Source organism: Ruegeria sp. BA2 (assembly GCF_056539605.1).
In genome coordinates this window covers 33,842-57,182 of sequence record NZ_JBQFVE010000016.1, presented here as the reverse complement: position 1 = coordinate 57,182, position 23,341 = coordinate 33,842, and the positions used below count along the sequence as shown (strand labels likewise).

The window sequence follows — 23,341 nt, the reverse complement described above, 5'->3', positions numbered from 1 at the left end:
TCCATTAGTTTCTGCCGTATGGGTTTTCATCGAACACGATGCCGTCTGACTGGTTCTGGCGCTCGCGCATCCGCTTGAGTTCTTCAAGCCTGCGCCGCTCATCATCAGTCAGACCCGTAGTCTGCAAGTGGCTCATACTGGCGAGCGCCCGGGCCTCTGCATCAGCAACCGCCTGGGCAAGCTCAGTCTGAAACTTTTTCTCGCGCTCATCATATCTGACCTGAAGGCGTTCATTGGTCAGGTTCAGCGTTGCGATTTCACCGTCTTTTTCTGACAGCGAAACTTTGGCGTCCGTCAGCTCGTCTTGCAGATCGGAAATCCGGCCATTCTGTTGCTCGATTGTTTTCAGGGCTTGTTTCAGCCCTTCGGAATCGACCTGCGGCACTGCTACCGGTGTTGCCACCGCAATTTCCTCGGGCAAAGCCTCTTGTTCCGGCTCATCGACCTCTGGTCCCCGTGCGGTCAAAAGCCCGTATCGCTCGCCACCGCCTTGTTGCAAAGCGTCAACGCGGACACCCGTGTTGGTGCTTTTGTTTTCGTCGCCCATGACAAACCATACAAAGCCCAGGAACACCGCCCCTGCGATTGCAACAGTTATCAGCTTCTTTGGGTCGAACTTCTTCCGGACACGTTGCGACGGCTGTTCAGCCGCCGCCCGTGCCGCAATTGTCTGATCGCGGTTCATTACTTGCTGCCCCCCGGTTTAACTGTCTGTGAAGTGACGGGCCGACCGCTCACACTTGCCTGCTGAAACGCGTCGCCATCGTTTCGTACACAGATCGAAGTGTCCTCGATGCGCAGTGTCCAAAGATCTGAAAGGCCTTGCACCTGGATAATGCCGCGCTCTTTGACTGTGGTGTTCACCATCAGCTCGCGGCCATCAGGCAGGACACGGAAGATCCCCGGCAACTCCGCATCCTGCGGGATCTGCATATAGGTGTGAACGCCATCGTCCCACACGGCAGTAGGCGCGAAGTCAGCTTTGCCCGAGCGCGAGTAGTTTTGGTTGACGAAGCGGCCTGTTGGTTTCGGTTCGCTGCGCGCTACCGTGCCACGGCGCGTTGTAGTCCCGCCGCTGTTGTTTTTGTTGTAGAACGTGACCCGGAACGGAACACGTTTGCGTTCGGCGGCGCTCTCGGCCGGAACCAGATAGAAGTTGTATGTGCCGCGATTGGTCAGGACAGTCAGGTTTGAATCCGAGTTCAGGATTTCCGGCTTGAACGCAATAACGCGACCTTCCTGAAGGCGAGTGATCTGAAAACTTTCAGTGTCGCCCGCACCAATGCTGCGGACGGTTTCGCCCTGCGGAAAGTGAACATAGGTAATCAGGCGTTCACCCACAGGGATGCGGTACACCTGGTTCTCGACGTAATGGAAATGCGTGATGCGGTGATCCGCGTTCTTTCCGTCCGGTGTCGGTGTGATTTCAGCGAGCAGAGGCGTAGAGAATGCCAAAACTGCTGCGGCGGTGGCGGTGAGTGTTTTGAAAGAACGCTGCATCAGATGTCTCCCATTGCGTCTACGCGATAGTTGGTGACGACGAAGCCGAATGGATTTTCCAAAAGTTCGTCCATCGACGTCACGATTTTTTCCTCAAACCCATAGGTCACTGTGACCACGTAGCGGGCTGAGGCCGTTGCTTGGTTTGGAACGATCAGGGACTTGCGGATCTCGACCTGCACCGTCGCATCGTTGACCGGCGACACGCCCAGAATTTCGGTCTGCACCTTTGTCTTGGGCGTATAGATTTCGTCCGGATGGTTGTCGTTCGACCCGTCCCACAGTTCGCGGTAGGACGTTTCGGCCAGCTCATCAGAACGACGCAGCACCGATTTCAGGCGCTCGTTGTTGTCCTGGACATCATAGGTTTCCCGGTCGCGCACATAATTTGCGACTTCACGGAAGGCCATCGCCTCAGAAGGTTCCAGTTCTTCGACTTTTTCAGTCAGCAGGACCGGCAGTTTCGTGTCCGGATCAATGGAGAATGGCACCGCGCGGATTTCCTTCAAGGGAAGGAGCATCGCCCAACCAATCATAGAGGCCACGCCCATTGCCATGCCGACCATGCCGAATACCTGCCATTTGAAGGCATCGCGGCGTGCACCCAGAAAGAGTTCTTTTTCGTGATCTGTCACGTGTGACATCAGCTCAATACCTCGATTTAGGAAGATTTATTGACGCGAGCTTGTCGAATGCTCTGCCGGTAACGGTCAGCGGCGTAGCTCTGTCGAGCCGCCCCATCCTGATTGCGGGCTCTGTGTGCAATGTCCCGACGCGCTTGCATCGCGCGCGAGGCGCTGTCACGAACACCTGTCCCATCGCGGGCTGCGGAGGCCATCGCGGCGGCGGTTTTCCCACCGGCTACTGCACCCCTTGCGCCGTCGCTTGCAGTGCCCAATGCACTTCTTGCGGCAGCGACGGCACCAGTTGCCACGGCAAGACCCGAGGATGCCGAAACGATTGCACCCGACATTCCGCCCGCGAGCGATGGGATCTGCGTGAGCATCACGATTGACACAATGCAGATCGCCAAAAACCGGCCACTGGCCTCCATATTGTTCACATCCTCAACAGCGGTCAGTTCTGAGCTGAAAAGGGCCTGAATAAGAGAAACAATACCTGTCAGAACGACGATGACCATGATCAGGCCAACAGTCGTTTTCGCCCAGGCTGCGAAGATATTGGCTGTTGCTGAGCTGAGCAGCGTTGCGATGAAAACAGGCGCTAGTCCCAGCAGGACCGCCAGACCGCCTTTTGCGATCAGCGCCATGCCGGTGCCAAAAGCTACGATGACAGCCCCAACAACCCAGAGAATAGCCCCGGTGATGCTCAGGCCCCAGGTCGCGTTTTCAATGGCCTGCTGGCCCATCAAGAAACACTGAAGCGCAATGTCATCGAGTGCTTCCCAGACATTTGTTGTGCCGGTCAATTCTCCGGCAATCGTGTCTGGGAGGCTCGAAATGCCCTGATAAATGGGCTGAAAGAAGCTCCAGCTGGAAGCCATACCAATGATGATCGTCGCCCGAATGATCCAGCCGACATAGCCACCAAACCCGATTTCCCGGATTTGAAGCACACCGTTGATCAGCATTGCCACGAAGATCAGCGCGGCTATTGCCCAGAGGGCGGATGCAAGATCCGCCGCCAGGCTGTTGTATGCTTGCTGCGAGAAGTTATTAAGCGCAGCCTCAATCGAGCTGACGAAATCTTGGATCACGGCCCACAAGCCTCCTCAATTGCAGGGCGCAGAGCTTCCAGACGGGTCCGTTGCTCTTTTTTAAGCGCGGCAAGATTGTCGGACGGTTGGGTCCAAAACTCGTCTTGGTCAGCTCCGACCTTTTGGGCCGCGTCCTCACGGCTCAAACCACCCAGCGGACATTCGGTGCTGTAGGTCTCGCCAGACTTGCGCAGATTACATTGCTCGATGGTGGCCTCGTGCGCTGCTATGACCTGTTCATTCAGGATCACCACCGACCAGTTGGTCACAAGAGGCTGCTTGTCTGCGGATTGGCCCGCTTCGGCCATGCGCGCTTGATCGTCTTTGACGAATTGACGACCGTACTCACTCGCGCCCGAGTACCCAAGGCACTTACGATATTCATCGAACGGCATATCGACCTTGGGTGACGGGCGCAGCTTCACCTGTGCCGATGCAGCACCCGACATAACGACGGCGGCTGCAATGGTCAGGATGAGAGTTGAGCGGAGTTTCATTGTGAGGTTCCTCGTACATAGTTGCTGAGTGTCGAAAGATCAGCAGCGGTTGCAGCCAGATCCGTGCCCGACGCCAGAGCATTAGCCGAGGTTGCGCGCAAGATTTCAATTTCAACTTGCAGGAGTTTCAGGAGAACCGCCGTGTTATAGTCGATTGCATCCTTCAGATCTTCTTGCTGACCGATTTCACCGCGCAGTTTTTCAGCATCTTCGGAGAGCTGACCGGCCATGTCATAGCCATTCTCACCCAACGCCGACGCCATCAGGCCCGCACCACCACGCTCAGACAGGATGCGGCGAGCCTGCACATCCGATCCGCTGAAGTCGGACAAGATGCCATCGTTCAGGCCGAGGTTGATTGATCGACGTTCCATTGCCTGCGCAGCGACATCGGGCAGGCCGGAGATACCGCCCTCCGCTGCATCCAGTGCGTAGCCGAGCGTGTCAGCAGCAGTCGCCAGTTTCAAAAAGCTGCGGCTGTTGAACTCATCCAGATCTGTCAAACCGCTGATGGTTTTGAAGGAGTTTTCGAGCAATGCCCGCTGTTGTTCCAGTTTCTCGTACTGTTCCAGCAATTGCTCGTACTGGCGGACCATTTCAGCGATTTCTTTGGCCGAATTGGCGGCGTCCTGCGTGATGGATGCAGAGTCCACCACCGGAACACCCTGGGCCGATGCCATGACGGGCAGGGCGGCCAGAACTGAAACAGCAATGGTTGTGCGGAATTTCTTTGAAATATTCATCAGACAAGCTCCAAGTTTTCAGGGGGGGTCATGCGCTCAAAGTCGCAGGCGCATTTGCTGCGATAGCCCGAATAGGTGCTGGTGCAGGCTGAGACAGCGGCCAGAACTACAAGGGCGATTACAAGGCGGGTTTTCATGTGATTTCCTTCCAGAAGTTGGGGTTTTTTCGCCAGTCAGGATCAGGGAACGATTTTCCGTCTGATCCGCTCAGAACACGGAGAAGCGGGCCGAGAGCGCCGACATCGACATCGAGCCAAACACTCTCATCACCCTTTTTCATGAGCATTACGCGGTCGCCAAAATGCGCCCTCAGCGCGGCCAGCTCTGAATCGTTCAAGCCGATTGCCCGGTAGTCTGCTTCATTGCCGGATCGAGAGGGGAACAAGAGCTGCGTGCTGGTGTTTTCCAGGATCGACTTACTTGCCGCCGACGACAGGAGGTGATCGGGGATCTGCGTCATCATCATCATCATGACGTTCAGCTTCCGATACGTGGTGTAGGCATTTATGAGAATGCCAGCGCCATAAGGGTTGCCAGCAATTACCCATGCTTCATCAATCACAAAGACAGTGGGTATCTTGGTGGCGCAGCGGCGTTCGATCTGGCGCATGACGTAGCTGATCCATGCCAGCCGCACCAACTCGTCATCCAGAACCTCGGAAATGTCGAAAACAAGATGACGGGCGCCAGCAGCAAACGGATCTGAGCCACCCTCGCCAAACATCCAGGACAAGCGGCCTTCGCCAGCCCATTCACTTGCACGCTTGTACAGGTTCTTGTCATCGTCAAAGGCTCTGAACCGTTCCACCAATGAATCGAAGTTCTGAAGCGCAGGCGGCAAAGTGGCATTCGCTTGGCAAGCCCGCGTGATTTCATCCTTTTGATCGGTGGTCAGTGGTTCGTCATAGCTCAACAGGGCAATGACCCAATTGGCGAGCCAGCTTTGCCCAGCCTCATCCGTCTCGGTCTGAAACGGGTTCATGCCGGTTGGTTCACCAACTCGGACGCGGGTGTACTGTGCGCCGAGCGCACGCATGGGGGCCTCCATCGCCCGGTCTTTGTCAAAAGCGATGATCCGCGCGCCCTGTGCAACCGCCGTTGTCGCCAGCAGCATCGCGGTCACAGTTTTACCCGATCCGTTCGGCCCCAGAACGATTGTGTGGCCGGAGGGCAGGTTTTCAGCGTCTTTGCTGGTCTTGGGAAGGTGCAGCGAAACATCGTAGCTGTCCCCGTGCGTTGTCGGCAAAGTCGCCAATGGCCCCGGCCAGGGCAGCTTTTCCGCATCCAACCCTTTAGGGCGCATGTGGAACGCAACCATGTCCGCAAAGTTCTGGTCCGTGATCAGTTCTTCACGAGGACGGAATGCGAAGTTGCCGGGGTGCTGCGCGAAGTACACCGACCGCGCCGACATCGCTTCGCGTTTGACCGTGCCGCCCGAAATCTGGATTTCACCGATGATGTGTTTTTCGGCGGTTTTCAGATCTTCCTCGTTCCCAAACACACAGATCGACAGGTGGTGCTTGCCGAGTGACATGGTGCCGGAGGCAATGCCGTCCGCCAGAATGGACAAATCTTCTTCAAGCGACTTCGCTTTGTCGCCTGCCGAGCGCATTTGTCCCGACTTGCGGCGTTCCATTTCCTGCGCCTGGGCGCGGCTGATCGGCAGGAAGGATTGCGAAATCACAACATCAACCGGCAGGTCCAGCCCGTCGAAAATGCCGGGGAACGAAGCCATCGGGTAATTCTTCAGGGAATAGACACGGATGGAGCGTTCCTGATCGTCGCCCGTGACCAGTTTGCCGGTCTTGCCCTGAAACAGCACATCCTCTTGCGGCATGTTGAAGGCGATGGGTTCTGCAATGTTCGTGTGAATGATCGGCTGATACCGACCGTTCAACAGCATTCCATAATAGCCGAGCCAACGCCCCTCGCTGAGCTTCAGCCGGCGCACCCGGCTTTCGCCCAGCGTGCCCGCCAGTGTTGTGAAAACACCGTCGAGCTGTTCGATCATTTCGCGGCGTTCCTCGTCTATCGTTCCAGACGACATGCCGAACATCTGTTTTGCCCGCTCATCCTGCCGCTTTTGCAGAATGGCGCTGATGATGATCTTGCGTTCTTTCAGCTCTGCATCGACGGAAGCTGAGCGCATGGCCTGTGCCACTGCACCGGCAAAGCCGGTTGGATCTGTGATGACATGACCCGTCTCAGCCGGGACGGTCAGTCGATGAACGTAGAATGCCACCTCATTGGGTGTTGTGCGCAACACACGCTCAAACCGTTCGGCCAGGAACTCGAACTCGTTTTCGTCCAGCGTGTTTGCATTGATTCCGGTGATTTCTGCAGCGGCGATAAGGCCACCGTTGCGTGTGGAAATAACCTCATCGTCCACGACATAGCCATAAGGCAACATCTGAAAGAGGCTCATTTCATCCTTGCGCCAGCTCGGCTCGATCAACGAGCGGGCAAGGGTCCACAAATCCTGTGCAGCAGGCTTAGGCACTATAGTAATCTCCCCCATGATGCTGGCGGTTTTTGGTGCGCGGAGTTTTGGAAAGGGTTACGGACAGGACGCGGAAGAAAGCCGGTTCCCATTCGTAAAAGAGGCGAAGCCCGGTGTAGAAAACAAAACCCGCAATGATTGCTGGCGCTATCCCGAACATGAAGAACGAAAGCATGGTCATCCCGAGGATCACCAGCAGATAGATCACGGGTAGGCCGCCCCATTCTGCGGGGCGGCTCAGGCCGCGAAAGACCGTATTGCGGCGCGGCATCAATCAGCCTCCGATGAATGTATCAGCGAGGCCGATAACAGCGCCGACGACGATAGCGATTACCGGGCCTTTCAACGAACCCCAGCCGAACACATAGGCGAGACAGCCCCAGATGAAGCCGACAGCGGCAAGGCTGACGCCAACGACCTTCGAGTCGGCCAGTGTTTCGTTGATGAAATCGCCAATGGCATCTTGCAGCCAGCCAGCGGAGGCGGGCGCTGCGGTGATGATGAACGCAGTGATCGCGAAAAACGCCATCTGCTGGTAGAAGTGGGTTCTTTTCATAGGTCTTTACTCACTTTGCTTAGGATGATCCGCACGTAGTTGCGGGTTTCGGTGAAGGGGGGGACGCCGCCGTATTCGACGACGCGGTGAGGCCCGGCGTTGTAGGCGGCAAGCGCCAGCTTCCAGGTTCCGAACTCGCGGTACTGCGCCGCCAAATAGCGGGCACCACCGTCGAGATTTTCTGCAGGGTTCTTTGGGTTCACGCCCAGGTCTTTCGCCGTTCCGGGCATGAGCTGTGCGAAGCCATAGGCACCCTTGGGCGACAGAGCATCAGCGCGATACCGGCTTTCCTGCCAGACCAGTGCCATGAACAACTCGGCCGGAATGTCGTGCCGTTTTGCCGCTGCATGGATTTCTTTGACGATCCGCTCTTGCGACCAGCCGCCCGAGGATCTGCGAGGCCGCGGTGCTTTGCCCGCAATCTCGATCTTTGCCTGCGGTTTGGGGGTTGGTGCTTCCGGCTTTTCATTAAGCGTGTATTCACGCATCCGGATTGGACGAACGACGCCATCAACGATTTCTGCGCGAATGCCGTTTAGATACACGCTTCCATCAGGTTCGTATTCAATGACCTGGGCACAGACATCCGTTCCGAAAGTCGCCGTCAAGAACGCCAACAACGGCCAAACGGCGTTGATCCGACATCTGTTATCGGTGAAGCTTTTGATGGAGCTGGTCACTAATTTGTCCTCCAAATTAGGTCAGTAGTTTTTACATAATTACTATTATGGGGTCGACTTCAGGTCATCTGAGCGGTGGGGAATCGGGTGCTGGGACACAGCACTGAACCTTCAGTGGCGCCGCAAAAGACCAATGTCTGGTTCGGATCTCTTAGTCAGATGTTTTGGCTGGAACGTTCGGATGTCCCGCGCGCCTCAATCGTCAGACAGCGCTAAGGGATCGGAGGTGCAGACGCGTTGTCTAGGTTTGCACCCATTGACTCTGTCGCGGTGCTGCCCAATCTAGGACCGGCATCTCGGACTACTGTTTTTACCATAGTACAGTTCTCTCTTGATGTTGGAGGAATGCCCGGATGGATTAAGGGCGTTTCTTGTCCTGTCGATTGTTGGCGCAATCGGCAGGACTGCTTATTGCTTAGTCGTTTCTCTCTGCTGTCATAAATCGTTGTTTTATCCTTTCTTTCAGCCGCACCAGGACTGGCGCTTGCCACCCGAGTACGGGCGCGCCAGACCTTCAGAAATCAGGATGGCCCCGACGTTCTGTCCAGACACGCGCCCAAGCGCCAAGAAGCGATCGTGGACGTCAAAGTGCAGCTCAATCTCAAGTTCAATTACGCCCGCGAAGTTGATGAGCTCCGTCAGCCGGTCCTTGGCTCGTAGACCCAAAGCTCTCTCAGCATCGCACTGAGCCCGGAATGTCTCAGGCGTATCAAACCCAATAAGCCGGTATCGGTCGTCACCATGGTCGATCGTGTCACCGTCAACGGCAATCACCTCGGATGCGCCGAGAGTCTTTGTTTTCCTAGCTGGTTCAATCCAAACTGCAGCAATGAACAAGGACGCGAGTGCAGCGCTGAGAAACAAGAGCCGTTTCATGCGCCCTGCCCCAGCATTTTGATGAGCCGGGTTCTCGAACGTGACCGATCAGGTTTTGGATTTCGCGTCCAGGGCCTGAGCTGCTTCGAGACCCTCTGGGGTAATCGACTCGATCGTATAGTCTGATTTGACGCAGAGAATGCGCCCATCACCAAATTCCTGATGATGCTTGAAGAGGCCCGGCCAAAGATCGAACTCTCTGGGCTCAGCGCCCGCTCGAGAGATCTTCGACTTGCACAAGGCCCCGACATAGTTCGGCGAGCTGTAAATGCAGTGGTACTTAGGTCGTCCAAGGGAAGCGAGTCCGATAAATTCGTAGCGGCATGTAAAGGGAACCTGATCCTCTTTCAGGCCCCGGACCATCTCGATGGTTACCACAGTGTATTGTCTCTTGTTGTCCGCCATGACGACCCCCTATGGGCCGTCTTCTACATCCAAAAGTTGTGGACTAAAACACAATCTACGTCAATATAAGAAAACCCGCCAATATACGATATTGGATTGTCAGAAATATATTGGCCGGATATTGCTTAGGCGATTCGCAAGCAGGAGAGACCATCTTGAAACACTCAAAATCCGGAAATCGAACTCGCGCGAAGGCCCTTGCAGTTGCACTCGCTGCACTGCCAGCCACGCAGGCTCGTGCCTATCCAATTGACTGTGCCATATTCCTTTGCCTCGCCGGGGGTTGGCCAAGTTCGGCTGATTGCGTCGCAGCCAAGGCGGAGTTCATTCGGCGCATCACACCCTACCCGGTCGAACCGCCGCTTCAACTCTGGCGCTGTCCGATGAATACGTCACACAGCCCCTCGGACTTGGGTCCTATGGAACGGTTGGAAGCCATCAAGCGCACCAGTGCTAGCCCAGTTCCAGAGCTTCCATCGGATGACACCGCTAAGCCAATACTGGTAGACGCAGCGATCTCGATAGGAAGGATCGATGCACATCACGGCCAATACGGTGACGGTTTCCAAGCCACCCCGATCAGCGTCGATCTTTCTTCTTCCGATTTCGACGTTGTGAGATCCATCAGGGTTTGGGATGTGCGCCACTACAGCTATCGCCGTCGTTCAAGGGAGGGAGATTGCGAGCGTTCGCTTGATCTTGTGGTTGGCACCTACGACGATAATACGAATTTTCGCTGGTCCGAGCGCGCTCCTGCCCCAATCCCTTACTGGCTGCCACTGGGCAATCGCTGTGAACCTCCCAGCTACTTCCGCGGCGTTGGCGTCGAGTGGACCGACACATTCGGGTTCAGCGACTACGAACTCATCCGATATTGAGGTGCTGACCTGCGGTACAACGCGTTGCTCCTGGCTATGCCACCAAAAATCGCCAGCTGCATTTTTAAACCAGGCCGATTGGCCCGGAGGAAAAACTTAATCCCAGAAACAAAAACCCCCGCAAGGCGGGGCCTCAGCGGGGATCTTCTTAAGTCACGTTTGATCACCTGATTTATAGGAAACTCCAAAATTACTGACAAGGACAAACGCATCTGTGCGAACGGTTTTTCTGTGTCTTTTTGCTGAGGTTCGAGCCGCCTTGCTTCCCCAATGAGAAGCAGACCATGAGACCGTTGAACCATTCCGAACACCCTGCCCCGCGAAGCCGCGATATCAACACTGACCTTTGCCAAATGAGGCCAAATCCATGAGCTTTCGGCAGATCGCATCCGCCCATCACCACGATAATATTCGCTTTCACAACGGCCTTCCTGAGGGCTGGAACCGTGACAGGTTACGTCAGCTCTGCGTGGGATATGCGCAGATCAGAGGCGCATTAGCCCAGTGTATTCGCACCTTAGAGATCATCATCGATATGATTACGCCATGTGCTTTTCGAGACCCGTCTCAGGAACCCTTTTGCTACGCGCGCCAGGAAACCCTCATTGCCGGGCGAGGCGTGACAGATCGGACAATCCACAATCACGAACGTGAGCTGGAAAGGATTGGTCTGATCGAACGCAGGCTTGGCGCAAATGGCGCGCGCTGTAAGCGCAAGAAGCTTGGACTCTTCCTGACCCCTGCCCTGAACCTCATTCCCGAGATGCGCGACGCGGACGTGCGCAGCAAGGCCGAGAAGAAAGAACAGGACGAGCTGCGCGGGGATCGATCACGGCTTTACCGATATGTGAAACATAGTCTGGCCGTGCTTCTCTTACTCCCCTGCCCTCCTGAAAGTCTGGAAGGCATGAAGGAGGAACTTCGATCCTGGCCGCGCGCCGACAAGTTGAAATACATGACGCTGGAGGCGCTCAAGCTACATGTTCAGGCGGCTTACGACCTTTGGAGCCGGATCGAAGAGCATGTCGCAAAACCCGGTGAAATTTCGGGTGAACCCGAAGCTTGTTTCGGGTGCCATATACAAGACCAAATTGAAGAAACAATTCTGTCCTGTAACGCCGATGGCGAGAGTTCAATGTCCTCGGCAAAAGCCTCGGAACCAGATTGTTCCGGCTCCGGGCCTGACGGCCCTCCGCATTGCTTAGAAAGCAATCATCCGACAGATACGGCATCGCGCAAGGCCCAAAAACTACCGCGGGTGAATAACCGCATCCTATATGAACTGGCCTCACCCGAGCTGCGCATGCATATCGATATCGCGGGTGGCGGAGATCAGAATTCCAGCCCGTCGCTCTACGCGATTGAGACCGGCGTTTGGTCGCGATTGTCGGAGATCGGCGCCAATGCCTCGGCTTGGCGTACGGCGATTGACCGATTGACCGTGATGGGTGCAATCCTGGCCGGGTTGATCACAGACGCGAGGCTGAGCGATCCACGGTTGCCGCCAGTGGTTAATCCGGGCGGATATCTGCGCGGTATGGTGCACGCAGATGAGCGCGGTGAACTGAACCTGATTTCCAGTTTCATGGGGCTTTTGGCGCGTAGAGCCCGAGAGGAGGAAGACGGGCTTCCGCAAGATCACTGCAGCGGGTTTTAGCCGTGCCGGGTTATGAGCCGCCAGCTTCTCCAATTCATGTGTCTCATCGGCAGGTTTTCGCTCCGTTTCCGCCTCCAGAACAGAACTGTATTCAAATGCATGATTGGCTACGGGAATTCCCGAGTGGTTTGTTCAGCTTTAGGTTGCTAAGCGGCCTCGACGGCAACGCGGAACAGAAAGACGATCTATGAAAATCGCGGACATTGGCAATTCTGAACTGGATTTCAGGCAGACCGGGGAGGCGCGCCTTCAGGAAATTTGTTCGAGGTTCGGACTGGAGAATGCGTCCTACGCCCATATCGACAAGCATCACAACGTTGTCCACGGCTGCACCACGTTCCCGGCCGAATGGGTCAGGCACTACGTCGACAACGACATGGTCCTGGTCGATCCCCTCATCCGGTTTGGCGCCGCAATGATCGCACCAATTGATTGGGCTGTGTTTGATGATCAGCGTGAACACGCACCGCTATTCGATGCAGCGAGAAAATTTGGTGTGGGTCAGCACGGACTATCCATTCCGGTTATCAATCCGTTTGGGGAGCGTGGTGTCTTTACGGTTACCTCCAACCTGCGCCGATCCGACTGGGACGCCTTGGTCGGGAGTATGCTCCCTGCCCTTCGCCACGAAGCGCAGGTCCTGCATCTACTCGCGCTCGATGTGATTGATACAGTTTTCAACTTTCCTACGGATGCGTTGTCCGATCAGGAGATGGATGTTCTGAAGATGCTCGCATCAGGATTGATCCCATCCGTAGTTGCTGGCCAGACGGGGCTCTCCTCCAGGATGGTGCATGCTTTGACGTCTTCGATCGTCACAAAACTCAAGTGCCGGACAACGGAACAAGCAGTGGCGAGAGCTGTCAGCACAGGTATTCTTAAATGGACCGATTTCTTTGCCGACCCGGTCGCCGAACTTGCGGATGTTGAAGGACAGACCCTTTGCGGCGGGATCGTGCGTTGGTCTGGAAGATCACACGAGTTGATCACCTTTGAAGATGGTCGAACGGTGCGGAACTTGGATAGCTTTCAGGCGGTTCAGGTCCAGGAAATTGCCAAAGACTTCAATCTGGATGCTGAAAGGATCCTCGAAGAACTTGGACCCAACCGGGATCAATGCGTGTGGATCAGGCATCTCTGAGTTCGGCCCACGTGCACCGCTTGATTTGCAAAATTGTGAGCAGGGGCAAGTTTCACATAATTTCACTTATGCTTCCGCAATCTGTAGCCGCAAAGCTCAAATGTCACCCATGAGCAATTCAGGAATGTCACTCTCGCCTGCGATGAGGACAGGCAGAGAGTTCGGGCATGGGGTGGGTAATGATGAGCGAGCCGGATTTGAGCCGCATTGTAGTCTTTCCGCAAACTGAGTTGGCCAGATTCGATCCTTTCCGGGCGTTGCAATTAGGTGTCGTTTATTTTTTCTTTGGCGATAGGCTCGTTGAGCAACGCCGTTAGCAGGGGGCATGAGGCCGTACCCTCGGTGCAGGTCTGCACAAGTTCTGCCAGTGCTTGCTCCAACCGTTGGAGGGCGGCGATTTTTGACCTGACGTTGTCGAGATGTCTTGTTGCGACGTCTTCGACGTCACGACAAGCTTGCTCGGGCGCTTTGGACAATTCGCGAAGTGCGCATGCACCCTGAATGGTAAAGCCAAGATCGCGGCAGCGTTTGATGAATCTGAGCTCGGAGATTTCCCGTTCCGTGTATGCGCGGCGTCCCGAGGCGGTTCGACCGGCTTTCTCGACTATGCCTTCCCGTTCGTAGTAGCGGATCGTCTCGACCGACAGACCGGTCAATCTCGCCGCTTCGCCAATCGCAATCATGTGATGACCTTTCCCTTGAACCTGTAGCTACTACAGGGTGCATGTTGTCGGTCATGATGTCGAATTTCACATACCGCGCGAAGCAAAAATCGAGGAAGTCGAACCGGCTTCCGCTCGAGTTCGTCAAAGCCGGAGAAAGCTGACCATGAGCAAGTTTGTTGGCGCAAGCTTTCTTGGATCGTTTACCGCACTTGGCGTTGCGACCTGCTGCATCTTGCCGATGGCCTTGATTTTGCTTGGCTTGGGAGGGAGCTGGCTGGCCGTATTCGGCAAGATCGCCGCCGCGAGTTATTACGTGCTCGGCGGTTCGACGGCCCTGCTGTTTCTCTCTGGCATCGTCGCGTATCGCCGTGGTTCGCTCGACCGCTTCAAATGGTGGCTGACAGGCAGTTTTGCGTTGACGGCCATCGCTTGGGTTATCGTGCTCAACGAAATCCGAATAAATGATTTCCTGATAACCTTGATGTGACGCCATGAGTGAAAAGCACCCGAACCTTGTCAGCACGATCATCTGCCCGGAATGTGGACATTCAAGCCCTGAAACGATGCCAACAGACGCGTGCCAGTGGTTCTACGAATGCACATCTTGCGGAAAAGTCCTGAAGCCACTTCCCGGCGATTGCTGCGTCTACTGTTCCTACGGATCGGCCCCATGCCCGCCAATTCAGGCGGGCGACAAATGCTGCGGTTGATACGGCGACCGGGATGTCGGTTTTGTCCGCAAAGCCGGTCATCAGGCTTTGCGGACGCAGGTATTTTTTCACCGTAGGCTGGAACTTGCCCGGTAGGACAAGGCAGGCGTGAAGTCACGGATCAACTGGTTTGCCGTGAAGAATGTCACGTAAACCAGGCAGCAGAAGCGAGCGCCGTGTTTGTCAGGATCTTGCCAGCGCCATCGGGAAATTATGCGGCCGGGTAGCTGGCGAACACCTCTGTGGTTCCATCCTTGCGGATCAGAAAGACGTCGAAGGCTTCGCGTTCACTTTCCGGCCCCATGCCCGGTGAGCCGAAAGGCATTCCCGGAACCGACAGTCCGACAGCATTCGGGCGTTCGCCCAGCAGGCGCCGAATGTCAGCGGATGGGACGTGTCCTTCGATCATGTAGCCCTCCACGCGACCCGTGTGGCATGACATCATGCCCTCCGGAATCCCATTGGCGGTTTTGTAAGCGTTCAAGGCCTCCCAAGCACTGTTTTCCACGCCTACTTCAAAACCTTCCGCCCGCATGATTTTGATCCACGATCCGCAGCACCCACAATTCGGATCCTTCAGGACATGGATTGAGGGACCGGTTTTCGCGAAGGCGGGAAGCGCCGCGCTGCACGCAATTGCCGCGGCTCCTTGCATCAAGCGGCGGCGGCTCAGGTTATTCATTGTCATGTTCCCTCTTGGGTAAACTTGTCTTAAACCGATATAAAATCGCACCGGTAGGATAAAAGCTGGACCGCATTTACAGGGCCGACTTGTCCGTCACCCTCCGACACTCATCAGATATGGCTTTCTGGGCGACGCAGGGATTTCTCACAATGATCTGGCGCAAACTCTGCTCGGAAGCGGAACCCTCGCTCTCCTTTTTTCGCTGCACCTGCCGTTCTGGGTCCTGCTTGGCAATAACCCGGTTCGCAAGCAACGCCGCTACCCTCCGTTCAAGGCCGGAATTGCGCCTATTTCTCACTGCTGCGTTCTATGGCGCCCACGATCGAACAGTTCTGAATTCCACCACGCCCCGGACACGCCGCGATCAGCTCGTCCAGATTGTTCCTCAACCGTGCAAGCCCTTCGATCCGTTCCTGAATTTCGTCCCGCTTTTTGCGCGCTCTGGCCTGCATCGCGACGCACTCGGTATTTGGTGCCGTGCGCAACTCCAAAATTTCCGCGATTTCTGCCAGCGAAAATCCGAGCTTCTTAGCGCCGGATATGAATTTCAGCCGCCAAAGCGTGTCACCACCATAGTCCCGCGCGCCGCCGTCAATTGGGCGCGGCGGCTGAGTGACAAGGCCCTTCTTTTCATAAAATCTGATCGTCTCGACGCCTATCCCGGTCTCGCGCGCGGCCTGGCCGATCTTGAGTGGTTGCATCGCAGTCTCCCTCCGTCACCGTCATCTTGACACCGTATCATGATACGGAGGTTAAAACATTGAGGTCTTGGTAGTTGCGAGGATGTCAAATGCGGACCTTCCTGAAACGGTGGCTGCTGCCGATATTCGGCTCCGCCCTGGCGCTCTATCTGGTGTTTGCGCTCTACGGCAGCCTCGATTTTGCGCTGTTTCTGCAGGGCCTGCGCGGAGCCAACATGTTCTGGATCGCGATTCTTGCCGCCACCATCCTGCTGGAGCAGCTGATGAGCGGCTGGAAGTGGCGGCAGATCCTGTTCGACGTGAAACCCGTCGGCACCCTGCGGCTGACGGGGGCGCTACTGGCAGGTTATGGCGCAAATGTCCTTGTCCCGCTCGGCATCAGCCCGCTGGTCCGGGCCTGGCTGGTTGCCCGGCTCGACCGCTTGAAGATGGCGACCGTGCTTGCAACCGCGATCATCGCCCGGTTCCTCGACGGCGTCGTTTTCGCCCTTTTTGCCGGAGCGGTGGCCGCCGCCGGCCAGATTCCACAGATCGAGGGTGACCTGCGGCTGGGATTGAGCGTTGCGGGCCTGTTGAACCTGATGCTTTTCGGCAGCCTGCTTTGGGTTCTGTTCCGGTTCCGCGCGTCACTTCTGAGCGAGGACCCTCTGGTCTGCCGACTCTTCGACTGGGCTGCCGCCCGCATCGGGGCCGATGGCGCGTATCTGCGCACCGCGCTCGGTGAAGGGATCGTCTGGCCACAGGCACGGGCCCGCCGCGTCGCCGCCATTGCCGCAGCCATTGCGGGTAAGCTGGTGGCGACAACCCATTTCCTGTGGGCCGGGCTGGCGGTTGGCGTGGTGCTGAGCGCGTGGGATTACCTGTTCCTGATGGTGTTTGCCGGGTTCGCCATGGTTCTGGGTCGTTTCGTGCGCATCCCGGCGAGCTTTGTCTTTGGGGCGGGGTTCGCGCTCAAGGTGCTTGGCGTTCCGGACGAAACCGCCCTTCTGATGATCCTGTTCAACTATGTGCTGACGATCCTTCTGGTGGTCGGGATCGGCCTGACGGTGTTGTGGCAGAGCGGCATCGACATCCGCCGCGCCCGGGCGGAGGCAGAGGCGGCGAATGGCAAGGCGTAATCCCGAAGACACGAGATTTTGGCGCATCGCCGGTGCTGGTGCGGTGTTTCAGGGCGGGTCGGCGGCGGTGGACAGCGCGACGGTGGTGGCCAGTCTGGTGCATATGCTGACCGGTAGCGCGCTGGCCGTGGGCTATGCCAGCACGGTCCTGCGTCTTGGCTGGCTGCTGCCCCAGTTCGCGGTGGGCTACCTCGCCGAGCGCACCGATCGGCGGATGCCGTTCTACGCCCTTGGTGCCTATGGGCGGGCGATCACGGTCGCGATGATCGGTATTCTTCTGTGGTGGGGGGCCGACTGGCCTCAGGTCGATTGGCCTCCGGTTCCGCTGGCGCTCGGGATGCTGGGATTGTGGACGGTCTATGCCTTTGTCAGCGGCGTGGTCGCGGTGCCCTACAACGACATCGTCGGCCGGGCGATCCCGTCCGAGCGCCGCAGCCGGATGTTGGCCTGGCGCTTTTTCGGCGGCGGTGTTCTGGCGGTTCTGGTGGCGGGCTTTCTGCGACACGCGCTCGACGTGATGCCGCCGCTCAGGGCCTATGCGCTGATCTTCTGGCTCGGCGCGGTGCTGATGATCGTCTCTGCGACGCTTTTTGTCTCCGCGGGTGAGCCCGCTACCGCTGCAAGGGCGCCACGGGACCGTCCTGCCAATCTGTCTGGATTTCTGCGCGAAGGTTTCTCGACGCTGCGGCAGGACCACCGGTTCCGGCTGTTCCTGATCTTCCAATGGCTTGGTGCAGCGACGCTGATGGCGTTGCCGTTCTATGTCGTTGCCGCCAGCCGCAGCGGCCTCGGGGCGGCGGATGTCGGAACGCTGTTGGCGGCGCAGACTGTCGGCGCGCTGGCCTCGAATCCGCTCTGGGGCCACATCGGAGACCAGGCGGGCAAATTGCGCCTGCTGGGGATAGTGGCACTGGTGCGTCTCGGACCTCCGGTGCTGGTTTTGCTGCTTGTGGTCACGGGTTCGGGGCTGACCGGTTTCGCGGTGCTGTTCTTCCTGATCGGCGCGATGATGAACGGGGTGACCATCGGCTATCTCGGCTATTTGCTGGAGATCTCGCCCGACGACCGCCGCCCGGCCTATTCCGCGTGGTTCAACAGCTTTGCGGCCCCGGCGGCGCTGGCGCCGCTTGTGGGCGGTGTGGTGGTCAGCATGATCGCCATCGAAGCCGTGTTCATCGCTGCGATCCTGGCCGCGCTGGGACAGGTCGCGATCGCCGCGCGGCTGACACGGGGTTGAAATAGCACCTTGTTCAGGACCAAAGCGTTTCCTCTCAACCCGCAATTCAGATGCGATCCTGTCAAAAGGCAAGATGGCATGTCTAAACATGGGCGAAGCAGAAAACGTTGAGCGCAGCGATTAGAATTGTTCCGTTCAGAACATGACGGCGAGGTCTCTTCTCGAAAACTCCAGAAAGCGGGGTACATGTCGAATTCCGCCACATAGCATCGCGGCGCTGATCGAGGGATATTCGAGGACTGACAAACGAACTTGGTGAGGCACGCGCCTCTGAACAAAGTTCACCGCGCCGTCACCCAATTTTGACCCGTGTGTCGGTGACGAACTCGTAAGGGGGCAGATCGAGGTTGCGGGGCGCGGGGCCTTTCCGAATTCTGCCAGACGTGTCGTAATGTGAACCGTGACACGGACAGAACCAACCGTCCCAGTCTCCGGTGGGTTCGCTGCCGCCCTGCCCGAGTGGTATGCATCCCAGATGGGTGCAAACGCCAATAACTACCAGCCATTCCGGTCGCTGTACGCGCTCGGCGTCAGGTTGCGGGTCGATCATTGGTGCATCGTCTTCTGCTATCGCCAGCGCGATCCGCTCTTTAGTCCGGTGGTCGATAAAGATCGGCTTGCCTTTCCATTTAACAGTGATCCTCGTTCCTGGTCCGACACCTTCAAGATCTATGTCGACAACGGCTTGGGCGGAGATGTCTGCACTGGGGTTCATGCTGTTAACAAGTGGCCAGACCGCCGCGCCCGTGGCCACGATGGCGGCACCGCCGGTGACGAAGTATAAGAAATCGCGCCGAGTTTCAGGCTCTGAAGGTGCCTGTCTTTCAGAAAATTCAGACATATTGTTCCTCCTGTGCGTCAGGACGGGTTCATCGAATTATAGGACTCGGACGAGGTGGATCAGTCGCCTTGGTCCTCTTCTTCACCGCGATGCCCCATTCCCTATTCATCAGAGTGATCTTCGTCGGTGTCACCGTGCAATGCCTTTACAGTTAGTGCACCGGCCGTCAGGTGCAGTTCAGTTGCTGCTCTCCGAATTGGATTTGCTAACATGGCAATTTCCCTTCCTTATTGGGTTACAAATTTGTTCTGATCAGTTGGCCGTTGCTGCTCCTTGTTGCGCAGTGTTCTTGCCGCAAAGCCGCCAGCCATACAGGGCGCCGTTCTCAGTGTTTGCCGTGGCCGCGATGCATTAAGAAATGCATGCCCACGCAGACCAGCAAGAACAGCAACGGAGAACTGAGCAAAGGATAGAGTGTCTCGCGGTATTCCCAGCCCAGAACAGCGGCGCCCAACGCGATCGCAATGACAACCGGGAGCCAATTACGCTTGGCACCGTTGGCCGTCTGATCTTCGGTTTTGGGCGCTTCGGCCGTTACGTCAGAGCTGACCCTTTCGGTCGTCTCCTGTGTGGCGCGGGTTTCGTCGAAATTTGATTGGGTCATAGCTGATTTGTCTCCTTTTCGATGATCCATTGTTTGAGAAAGATGCGCTCATAGACGAAGACCAAGCCGATGCCAGCAACGGCATATACTACGATCATCGGGTCGGAGCGCAGCTTGAGTATTGTGAACGCGGTCAGGACTACGCAGTCCAGCGCCAGGGCGGTCAGCAAGACCCATCCACGGGCTTTGATCTGACCGCGCAAGCGTCGCCAGACACCCCAATGCACCGCCATGTCCATCACCAGGTAAAAGAACGCCCCCAACGAGGCGATGCGAGACAGGTCGAACAACACCGCAAGCAGGCCCGCAATCACGACCGTGTAGATCAGCGTGTGAGACTGGATGCTGCCCGTCATGCCGAAATGGCTGTGCGGGATCATCTTCATGTCGGTCAGCATCGCCAGCATCCGGGACACAGCGAAAACGCTGGCGATCAGCCCCGAGGCCGTCGCCACCATCGCCAGCGCCACGGTCAGGTAGAACCCGCCCTGCCCCAGCACCGGCCTGGCAGCCTCGGCCAGGGCATAGTCCTGCGCCGCGCGGATTTGCTCGGGCGGCAGGCTGACACCGACGGCAAGGGCGACCAGCAGGTAGACCACCGCGCAGATCGCGATCGAGATCATGATGGTGCGCCCGACATTGCGGTGCGGGTCGACGATCTCGGCCCCGCTGTTGGTGATGGTGGTAAAGCCCTTGAAGGCGAGGATCGACAGGGCTACCGAGGCGACGAACCCCAGCGGCGCGGCCGGTTCCGAGCCCTGAACCTGCCAGGTTCCGCCCGCAGCCCAAAGTGCGGCGATGCCGAATATTGCGATCCCGCCTATCTTGAGCGCCGACATGATGATCGACCACAACCCCACCGACCGGTTGCCCGACCGGTTCACCGCATAGGCAAAGACGATCAGCGCAACAGCGACCAAAGACACCAGCGGTCCGCTCTCGATGTTGAACGGGCGGAGCGCATAGGTCGCGAAAGTACGCGCGACGAGGCTTTCGTTGATCACCATCGACAGTGCCATCAGCAGCGAGGCCGCCGCCGCAACCGCCCCGGGCCCATATGCCTTGGTCAGGATCATGGCGATGCCGCCTGATGAGGGCCAGGCGTTGGACATGGCGATATAGGTATAGGCGCTGAAAACCGTCACCACGGCCCCGACCACGAAGGACAGCGGAAACCATGGCCCCGCCAGCCCGGCGATCTGTCCGGTAAGTGCAAAGATCCCAGCGCCAATCATCACGCCGGTCCCCATGGCGACGGCTCCGGTCAGCGAGATTGATCCGGGCTTCAGCGCGCCACTGGCGCCGTGGGTACTATGCTCGTGCGTGCTCAAATCTTCGCCCCCCGCAATCGCAGCGCATTCAACACCACTGAAATCGATGAAGCACTCATAGCGAAGGCCGCAAACATCGGGCTGATCAGGATGCCGAAAAGCGGGAACAGAAGACCCGCCGCCACCGGAACGCCCGAGGCGTTGTAGATCAGGGCAAAGAATAGGTTTTGCCGGATATTGCGCATGGTAGCGCGGGCCAGCCTACGGGCGCGCACGATGCCATCAAGGCTTCCGTTGACCAGCGTGAAGCCTGCACTTTCGATCGCCACGTCGGCACCGGTCCCCATGGCGATGCCCACATCGGACTGCGCTAACGCGGGTGCGTCGTTCACTCCGTCACCCGCCATGGCGACCTTTGCGCCTTTCTCCTGCAGTTCGCGAATTATGCGGGCCTTGTCCTCGGGCAGTACGTCGGCTCGAATCTCATCGATACCCAGACGTTCGGCCACCGCCTTTGCAGTGCGTTCGTTGTCGCCAGTCGCCATGATGATCCGGAAACCCAGTTCGTGCAGCGCCTTGAGTGCGGCTGGTGTTGTTTCCTTGACCGGGTCGGCGACGCAGACCAACCCCGCCACTGAACCATCAAGCATCACGAACATCACCGTTTCGCCGTCATCCCGACGCGCATTGGCCTTGGCCGTCAGTTCGGCCGCCTCGAGTCCGAGATCGGTGACCAGTTTCAGATTGCCGAGCGCGACGGGGCGGCCATCCACCGTGCCTTTCACGCCTTTACCAGTCACCGCCTCGAAGTCACTGGCGTCGGACAGGGCTACGCCACGTTCCTCGGCTCCTGTGACGATTGCCTCAGCTAACGGGTGCTCCGAGCCCTTCTCCAGCGTTGCGGCCAGCCGCAGCACCTCGACCTCGTCATGGCCAGGTTCGGGTAATACAGCCACAAGCTTTGGCTTGCCCATGGTCAGCGTGCCAGTTTTGTCGACGATCAAAGTATCGATCTTCTCGAACCGCTCCAGCGCTTCGGCATTTTTGATCAGCACTCCGGCCTGCGCCCCGCGCCCCGTGGCCGTCATGATCGACATCGGAGTGGCCAGGCCAAGCGCGCACGGGCAAGCTATGATCAGTACCGACACCGCTGCGATCAAGGCGTAGGAGAGCGCCGGAGCCGGTCCCCAAATTGCCCATGCAATAAAGGCCAGCGCAGCTATACTTATGACCGCCGGTACAAACCAGCCCGCCACTTTGTCAGCGTATTTCTGAATTGGTGCGCGCGAGCGTTGCGCGTTGGCCACCATTTCGACAATCTGGGACAGCATTGTGTCAGAGCCCACTCGGGTTGCTTCGATCACAAGGCTACCGGTGCCGTTGATTGTGGCCCCTGTGACCGGCTCGCCTTGTACCTTTTCGACCGGAACCGGTTCGCCAGAGATCATGCTTTCGTCAACAGATGAGCGCCCTTCGAGTACAATGCCGTCTACTGGCACCTTGTCGCCGGGGCGTACGCGAAGGCGGTCACCTACCTGTACTTCTTCAAGCGGAATTTCCTCTTCACTGCTGTCAGGGCGGATAATGCGGGCGGTCTTTGCGGCCATGTCCAGCAAAGCGCGGATTGCCTTTCCTGTGCCTTCGCGTGCCCGCAGTTCCATCACCTGCCCGAGCAGAACAAGTGTAACGATAACTGCGGCCGCTTCGAAATAGACCCCAACATGGCCTTCTGAATCTCGAAAACCGTCCGGAAATATGTGGGGCATCAATACGGCGACAACGCTGAACAGCCACGCGGCCGAAACCCCCATGGCAATCAACGAGAACATGTTCAGGTTCATGGTGCGAAACGAATTCCACCCTCGTTCCAGAAATGGCCAACCGCACCAAAGAACAACCGGAGTGCCAAGTATCAGTTCAATCCATAGGGTTGTTCGCTCACCAAAAATCTCTCGCACACCAGACAGCCCAACGTAGGGGCCCATCGTGAAAACCAAAAGTGGAAGCGTCAGAATCGCACCTACCCATAGGCGCCGAGTGAAATCCACCAGTTCCGGGTTCGGCCCCTCGTCCACCATCGCCGCGCTTTCCAGCTCCAACCCCATGCCGCAGAGTGGACAGGACCCGGGATGGGTTTGCCGCACCTGCGGATGCATCGGGCAGGTATATACGGGTCCGTCATAGCCTGTCGGAACGATGTCATATTCACCGTTCTCGTCCGTCGCGCCATGATGCGCGGAATGGTGGTGATGCGCATGCGCATCCACCTCGCCCTCGGGCACAAGGTGCATCCCGCATTTGGGACAGTCGCCGGGCCCAGATTGACGCACGTCAGAATGCATGGGGCAGACGTAAGCGA

The 23,341-nt window shown here is 57.4% G+C and carries 27 protein-coding genes; 7 read left to right on the top strand and 20 right to left on the bottom strand.

Annotated elements, in window-relative coordinates; genetic code table 11:
• Positions 1–4: 4 nt before the first annotated feature.
• From ACR0NN_RS22290 to ACR0NN_RS22230, 13 genes are all read right to left on the bottom strand, one after another.
• Positions 5–685: a hypothetical protein gene (locus ACR0NN_RS22290; RefSeq protein WP_170417989.1), complete on the bottom strand. Its 681-nt coding sequence runs from the start codon at positions 683–685 to the stop codon at positions 5–7.
• Positions 685–1,500 (bottom strand): TrbG/VirB9 family P-type conjugative transfer protein, encoded by an 816-nt coding sequence (locus tag ACR0NN_RS22285; RefSeq protein WP_170417985.1) that lies wholly within the window; start codon positions 1,498–1,500, stop codon positions 685–687. Before ACR0NN_RS22285 ends, ACR0NN_RS22290 begins: the two co-directional genes overlap by 1 nt.
• A complete protein-coding gene (locus ACR0NN_RS22280; RefSeq protein WP_170608324.1) occupies positions 1,500–2,135 on the bottom strand; it encodes a VirB8 family type IV secretion system protein in 636 nt (211 codons plus the stop codon). Before ACR0NN_RS22280 ends, ACR0NN_RS22285 begins: the two co-directional genes overlap by 1 nt.
• A gap of 26 nt (positions 2,136–2,161) precedes the next feature.
• On the bottom strand, positions 2,162–3,217 hold the full coding sequence (locus ACR0NN_RS22275) for a TrbL/VirB6 family protein (RefSeq protein ID WP_170417979.1): 1,056 nt from the start codon (positions 3,215–3,217) through the stop codon (positions 2,162–2,164).
• Entirely contained in the window at positions 3,214–3,714 is a 501-nt protein-coding gene (locus ACR0NN_RS22270) for a hypothetical protein (protein ID WP_170417977.1), read from the bottom strand. Before ACR0NN_RS22270 ends, ACR0NN_RS22275 begins: the two co-directional genes overlap by 4 nt.
• A complete protein-coding gene (locus ACR0NN_RS22265) occupies positions 3,711–4,457 on the bottom strand; it encodes a type IV secretion system protein (RefSeq protein WP_170417973.1) in 747 nt (248 codons plus the stop codon). Before ACR0NN_RS22265 ends, ACR0NN_RS22270 begins: the two co-directional genes overlap by 4 nt.
• On the bottom strand, positions 4,457–4,594 hold the full coding sequence (locus ACR0NN_RS22260; RefSeq protein ID WP_170417970.1) for a hypothetical protein: 138 nt from the start codon (positions 4,592–4,594) through the stop codon (positions 4,457–4,459). The genes ACR0NN_RS22265 and ACR0NN_RS22260 overlap by 1 nt, the downstream gene beginning before the upstream one ends.
• Positions 4,591–6,975 (bottom strand): VirB4 family type IV secretion/conjugal transfer ATPase, encoded by a 2,385-nt coding sequence (locus tag ACR0NN_RS22255; RefSeq protein WP_170702630.1) that lies wholly within the window; start codon positions 6,973–6,975, stop codon positions 4,591–4,593. The genes ACR0NN_RS22260 and ACR0NN_RS22255 overlap by 4 nt, the downstream gene beginning before the upstream one ends.
• Entirely contained in the window at positions 6,950–7,228 is a 279-nt protein-coding gene (locus tag ACR0NN_RS22250; RefSeq protein ID WP_152460684.1) for a VirB3 family type IV secretion system protein, read from the bottom strand. The genes ACR0NN_RS22255 and ACR0NN_RS22250 overlap by 26 nt, the downstream gene beginning before the upstream one ends.
• Before the next feature lie 3 nt (positions 7,229–7,231).
• Positions 7,232–7,513 carry an HAD family hydrolase gene (locus ACR0NN_RS22245; protein ID WP_152460685.1) on the bottom strand — a complete coding sequence of 94 codons (282 nt, stop codon included), beginning with the start codon at positions 7,511–7,513 and terminating at the stop codon, positions 7,232–7,234.
• The gene (locus tag ACR0NN_RS22240; RefSeq protein ID WP_331252774.1) at positions 7,510–8,193 is read right to left on the bottom strand and encodes a lytic transglycosylase domain-containing protein; all 684 of its coding nucleotides are present in this window, start codon (positions 8,191–8,193) and stop codon (positions 7,510–7,512) included. The genes ACR0NN_RS22245 and ACR0NN_RS22240 overlap by 4 nt, the downstream gene beginning before the upstream one ends.
• 462 nt (positions 8,194–8,655) lie before the next feature.
• The gene (locus ACR0NN_RS22235; protein ID WP_170417964.1) at positions 8,656–9,069 is read right to left on the bottom strand and encodes a thermonuclease family protein; all 414 of its coding nucleotides are present in this window, start codon (positions 9,067–9,069) and stop codon (positions 8,656–8,658) included.
• Positions 9,070–9,117: 48 nt separating this feature from the next.
• Positions 9,118–9,474: a hypothetical protein gene (locus ACR0NN_RS22230; RefSeq protein ID WP_142638830.1), complete on the bottom strand. Its 357-nt coding sequence runs from the start codon at positions 9,472–9,474 to the stop codon at positions 9,118–9,120.
• Between the two features lie 155 nt (positions 9,475–9,629).
• Here ACR0NN_RS22230 and ACR0NN_RS22225 point away from each other — a divergent pair, with 155 nt between their 5' ends.
• From ACR0NN_RS22225 to ACR0NN_RS22215, 3 genes are all read left to right on the top strand, one after another.
• A complete protein-coding gene (locus ACR0NN_RS22225; RefSeq protein WP_170602107.1) occupies positions 9,630–10,352 on the top strand; it encodes a hypothetical protein in 723 nt (240 codons plus the stop codon).
• Between the two features lie 367 nt (positions 10,353–10,719).
• Positions 10,720–12,009, top strand: coding sequence for a helix-turn-helix domain-containing protein (locus ACR0NN_RS22220; protein WP_480685581.1), 1,290 nt, complete (start codon positions 10,720–10,722; stop codon positions 12,007–12,009).
• 187 nt (positions 12,010–12,196) lie between these two features.
• Positions 12,197–13,150, top strand: coding sequence for a LuxR family transcriptional regulator (locus ACR0NN_RS22215; protein WP_170417956.1), 954 nt, complete (start codon positions 12,197–12,199; stop codon positions 13,148–13,150).
• 263 nt (positions 13,151–13,413) lie between these two features.
• On the opposite strand, the gene ACR0NN_RS22210 is transcribed toward ACR0NN_RS22215, so the two are convergent.
• On the bottom strand, positions 13,414–13,833 hold the full coding sequence (locus ACR0NN_RS22210) for a MerR family transcriptional regulator (protein WP_170417953.1): 420 nt from the start codon (positions 13,831–13,833) through the stop codon (positions 13,414–13,416).
• 37 nt (positions 13,834–13,870) lie between these two features.
• Here ACR0NN_RS22210 and ACR0NN_RS22205 point away from each other — a divergent pair, with 37 nt between their 5' ends.
• Positions 13,871–14,302, top strand: a complete 432-nt coding sequence (locus ACR0NN_RS22205; protein ID WP_253283354.1) for a hypothetical protein — start codon at positions 13,871–13,873, stop codon at positions 14,300–14,302.
• A 4-nt stretch (positions 14,303–14,306) separates the two neighbouring features.
• Positions 14,307–14,525, top strand: a complete 219-nt coding sequence (locus ACR0NN_RS22200; RefSeq protein ID WP_480685579.1) for a GDCCVxC domain-containing (seleno)protein — start codon at positions 14,307–14,309, stop codon at positions 14,523–14,525.
• A 211-nt stretch (positions 14,526–14,736) separates the two neighbouring features.
• On the opposite strand, the gene ACR0NN_RS22195 is transcribed toward ACR0NN_RS22200, so the two are convergent.
• Complete coding sequence (locus ACR0NN_RS22195; protein ID WP_170417950.1) at positions 14,737–15,213, bottom strand: DUF411 domain-containing protein; 477 nt, start codon at positions 15,211–15,213, stop codon at positions 14,737–14,739.
• A 284-nt stretch (positions 15,214–15,497) separates the two neighbouring features.
• Positions 15,498–15,911 carry a heavy metal-responsive transcriptional regulator gene (locus ACR0NN_RS22190; RefSeq protein WP_170417943.1) on the bottom strand — a complete coding sequence of 138 codons (414 nt, stop codon included), beginning with the start codon at positions 15,909–15,911 and terminating at the stop codon, positions 15,498–15,500.
• 89 nt (positions 15,912–16,000) lie between these two features.
• Here ACR0NN_RS22190 and ACR0NN_RS22185 point away from each other — a divergent pair, with 89 nt between their 5' ends.
• Together ACR0NN_RS22185 and ACR0NN_RS22180 are read left to right on the top strand one after the other, a co-directional pair.
• Entirely contained in the window at positions 16,001–17,029 is a 1,029-nt protein-coding gene (locus ACR0NN_RS22185; RefSeq protein ID WP_170417940.1) for a lysylphosphatidylglycerol synthase domain-containing protein, read from the top strand.
• Complete coding sequence (locus ACR0NN_RS22180; RefSeq protein WP_170417937.1) at positions 17,016–18,266, top strand: MFS transporter; 1,251 nt, start codon at positions 17,016–17,018, stop codon at positions 18,264–18,266. Before ACR0NN_RS22185 ends, ACR0NN_RS22180 begins: the two co-directional genes overlap by 14 nt.
• Positions 18,267–18,558: 292 nt before the next feature.
• Here the strand turns inward: ACR0NN_RS22180 and petA are convergent, their stop codons facing one another.
• The 4 genes from petA to ACR0NN_RS22160 all read right to left on the bottom strand — a co-directional run bounded on the left by petA (position 18,559) and on the right by ACR0NN_RS22160 (position 23,324).
• A complete protein-coding gene (petA, locus tag ACR0NN_RS22175) occupies positions 18,559–19,107 on the bottom strand; it encodes a ubiquinol-cytochrome c reductase iron-sulfur subunit (RefSeq protein WP_050605700.1) in 549 nt (182 codons plus the stop codon).
• A 325-nt stretch (positions 19,108–19,432) separates the two neighbouring features.
• A complete protein-coding gene (locus ACR0NN_RS22170) occupies positions 19,433–19,711 on the bottom strand; it encodes a DUF2933 domain-containing protein (protein ID WP_170417934.1) in 279 nt (92 codons plus the stop codon).
• Positions 19,708–21,042 carry an APC family permease gene (locus ACR0NN_RS22165; RefSeq protein ID WP_255612171.1) on the bottom strand — a complete coding sequence of 445 codons (1,335 nt, stop codon included), beginning with the start codon at positions 21,040–21,042 and terminating at the stop codon, positions 19,708–19,710. Before ACR0NN_RS22165 ends, ACR0NN_RS22170 begins: the two co-directional genes overlap by 4 nt.
• Positions 21,039–23,324, bottom strand: a complete 2,286-nt coding sequence (locus ACR0NN_RS22160; protein WP_170418025.1) for a copper-transporting P-type ATPase — start codon at positions 23,322–23,324, stop codon at positions 21,039–21,041. Before ACR0NN_RS22160 ends, ACR0NN_RS22165 begins: the two co-directional genes overlap by 4 nt.
• Between the last annotated feature and the right edge of the window lie 17 nt (positions 23,325–23,341).

Bases quoted from the DNA above. Each gene is read 5' to 3' on its own strand.
- ACR0NN_RS22200 (WP_480685579.1), top strand. From the start codon at position 14,307: ATGAGTGAAAAGCACCCGAACCTTGTCAGCACGATCATCTGCCCGGAA.
- ACR0NN_RS22215 (WP_170417956.1), top strand. From the start codon at position 12,197: ATGAAAATCGCGGACATTGGCAATTCTGAACTGGATTTCAGGCAGACC.
- ACR0NN_RS22210 (WP_170417953.1), bottom strand. From the start codon at position 13,833: ATGATTGCGATTGGCGAAGCGGCGAGATTGACCGGTCTGTCGGTCGAG.
- ACR0NN_RS22245 (WP_152460685.1), bottom strand. From the start codon at position 7,513: ATGAAAAGAACCCACTTCTACCAGCAGATGGCGTTTTTCGCGATCACT.
- ACR0NN_RS22160 (WP_170418025.1), bottom strand. From the start codon at position 23,324: ATGCATTCTGACGTGCGTCAATCTGGGCCCGGCGACTGTCCCAAATGC.
- ACR0NN_RS22170 (WP_170417934.1), bottom strand. From the start codon at position 19,711: ATGACCCAATCAAATTTCGACGAAACCCGCGCCACACAGGAGACGACC.
- ACR0NN_RS22265 (WP_170417973.1), bottom strand. From the start codon at position 4,457: ATGAATATTTCAAAGAAATTCCGCACAACCATTGCTGTTTCAGTTCTG.
- ACR0NN_RS22190 (WP_170417943.1), bottom strand. From the start codon at position 15,911: ATGCAACCACTCAAGATCGGCCAGGCCGCGCGCGAGACCGGGATAGGC.
- ACR0NN_RS22180 (WP_170417937.1), top strand. From the start codon at position 17,016: ATGGCAAGGCGTAATCCCGAAGACACGAGATTTTGGCGCATCGCCGGT.
- ACR0NN_RS22230 (WP_142638830.1), bottom strand. From the start codon at position 9,474: ATGGCGGACAACAAGAGACAATACACTGTGGTAACCATCGAGATGGTC.
- ACR0NN_RS22285 (WP_170417985.1), bottom strand. From the start codon at position 1,500: ATGCAGCGTTCTTTCAAAACACTCACCGCCACCGCCGCAGCAGTTTTG.
- ACR0NN_RS22250 (WP_152460684.1), bottom strand. From the start codon at position 7,228: ATGCCGCGCCGCAATACGGTCTTTCGCGGCCTGAGCCGCCCCGCAGAA.
- ACR0NN_RS22290 (WP_170417989.1), bottom strand. From the start codon at position 685: ATGAACCGCGATCAGACAATTGCGGCACGGGCGGCGGCTGAACAGCCG.
- ACR0NN_RS22195 (WP_170417950.1), bottom strand. From the start codon at position 15,213: ATGACAATGAATAACCTGAGCCGCCGCCGCTTGATGCAAGGAGCCGCG.
- ACR0NN_RS22235 (WP_170417964.1), bottom strand. From the start codon at position 9,069: ATGAAACGGCTCTTGTTTCTCAGCGCTGCACTCGCGTCCTTGTTCATT.
- petA (WP_050605700.1), bottom strand. From the start codon at position 19,107: ATGTCTGAATTTTCTGAAAGACAGGCACCTTCAGAGCCTGAAACTCGG.
- ACR0NN_RS22260 (WP_170417970.1), bottom strand. From the start codon at position 4,594: ATGAAAACCCGCCTTGTAATCGCCCTTGTAGTTCTGGCCGCTGTCTCA.
- ACR0NN_RS22255 (WP_170702630.1), bottom strand. From the start codon at position 6,975: ATGGGGGAGATTACTATAGTGCCTAAGCCTGCTGCACAGGATTTGTGG.
- ACR0NN_RS22220 (WP_480685581.1), top strand. From the start codon at position 10,720: ATGAGCTTTCGGCAGATCGCATCCGCCCATCACCACGATAATATTCGC.
- ACR0NN_RS22185 (WP_170417940.1), top strand. From the start codon at position 16,001: ATGCGGACCTTCCTGAAACGGTGGCTGCTGCCGATATTCGGCTCCGCC.
- ACR0NN_RS22270 (WP_170417977.1), bottom strand. From the start codon at position 3,714: ATGAAACTCCGCTCAACTCTCATCCTGACCATTGCAGCCGCCGTCGTT.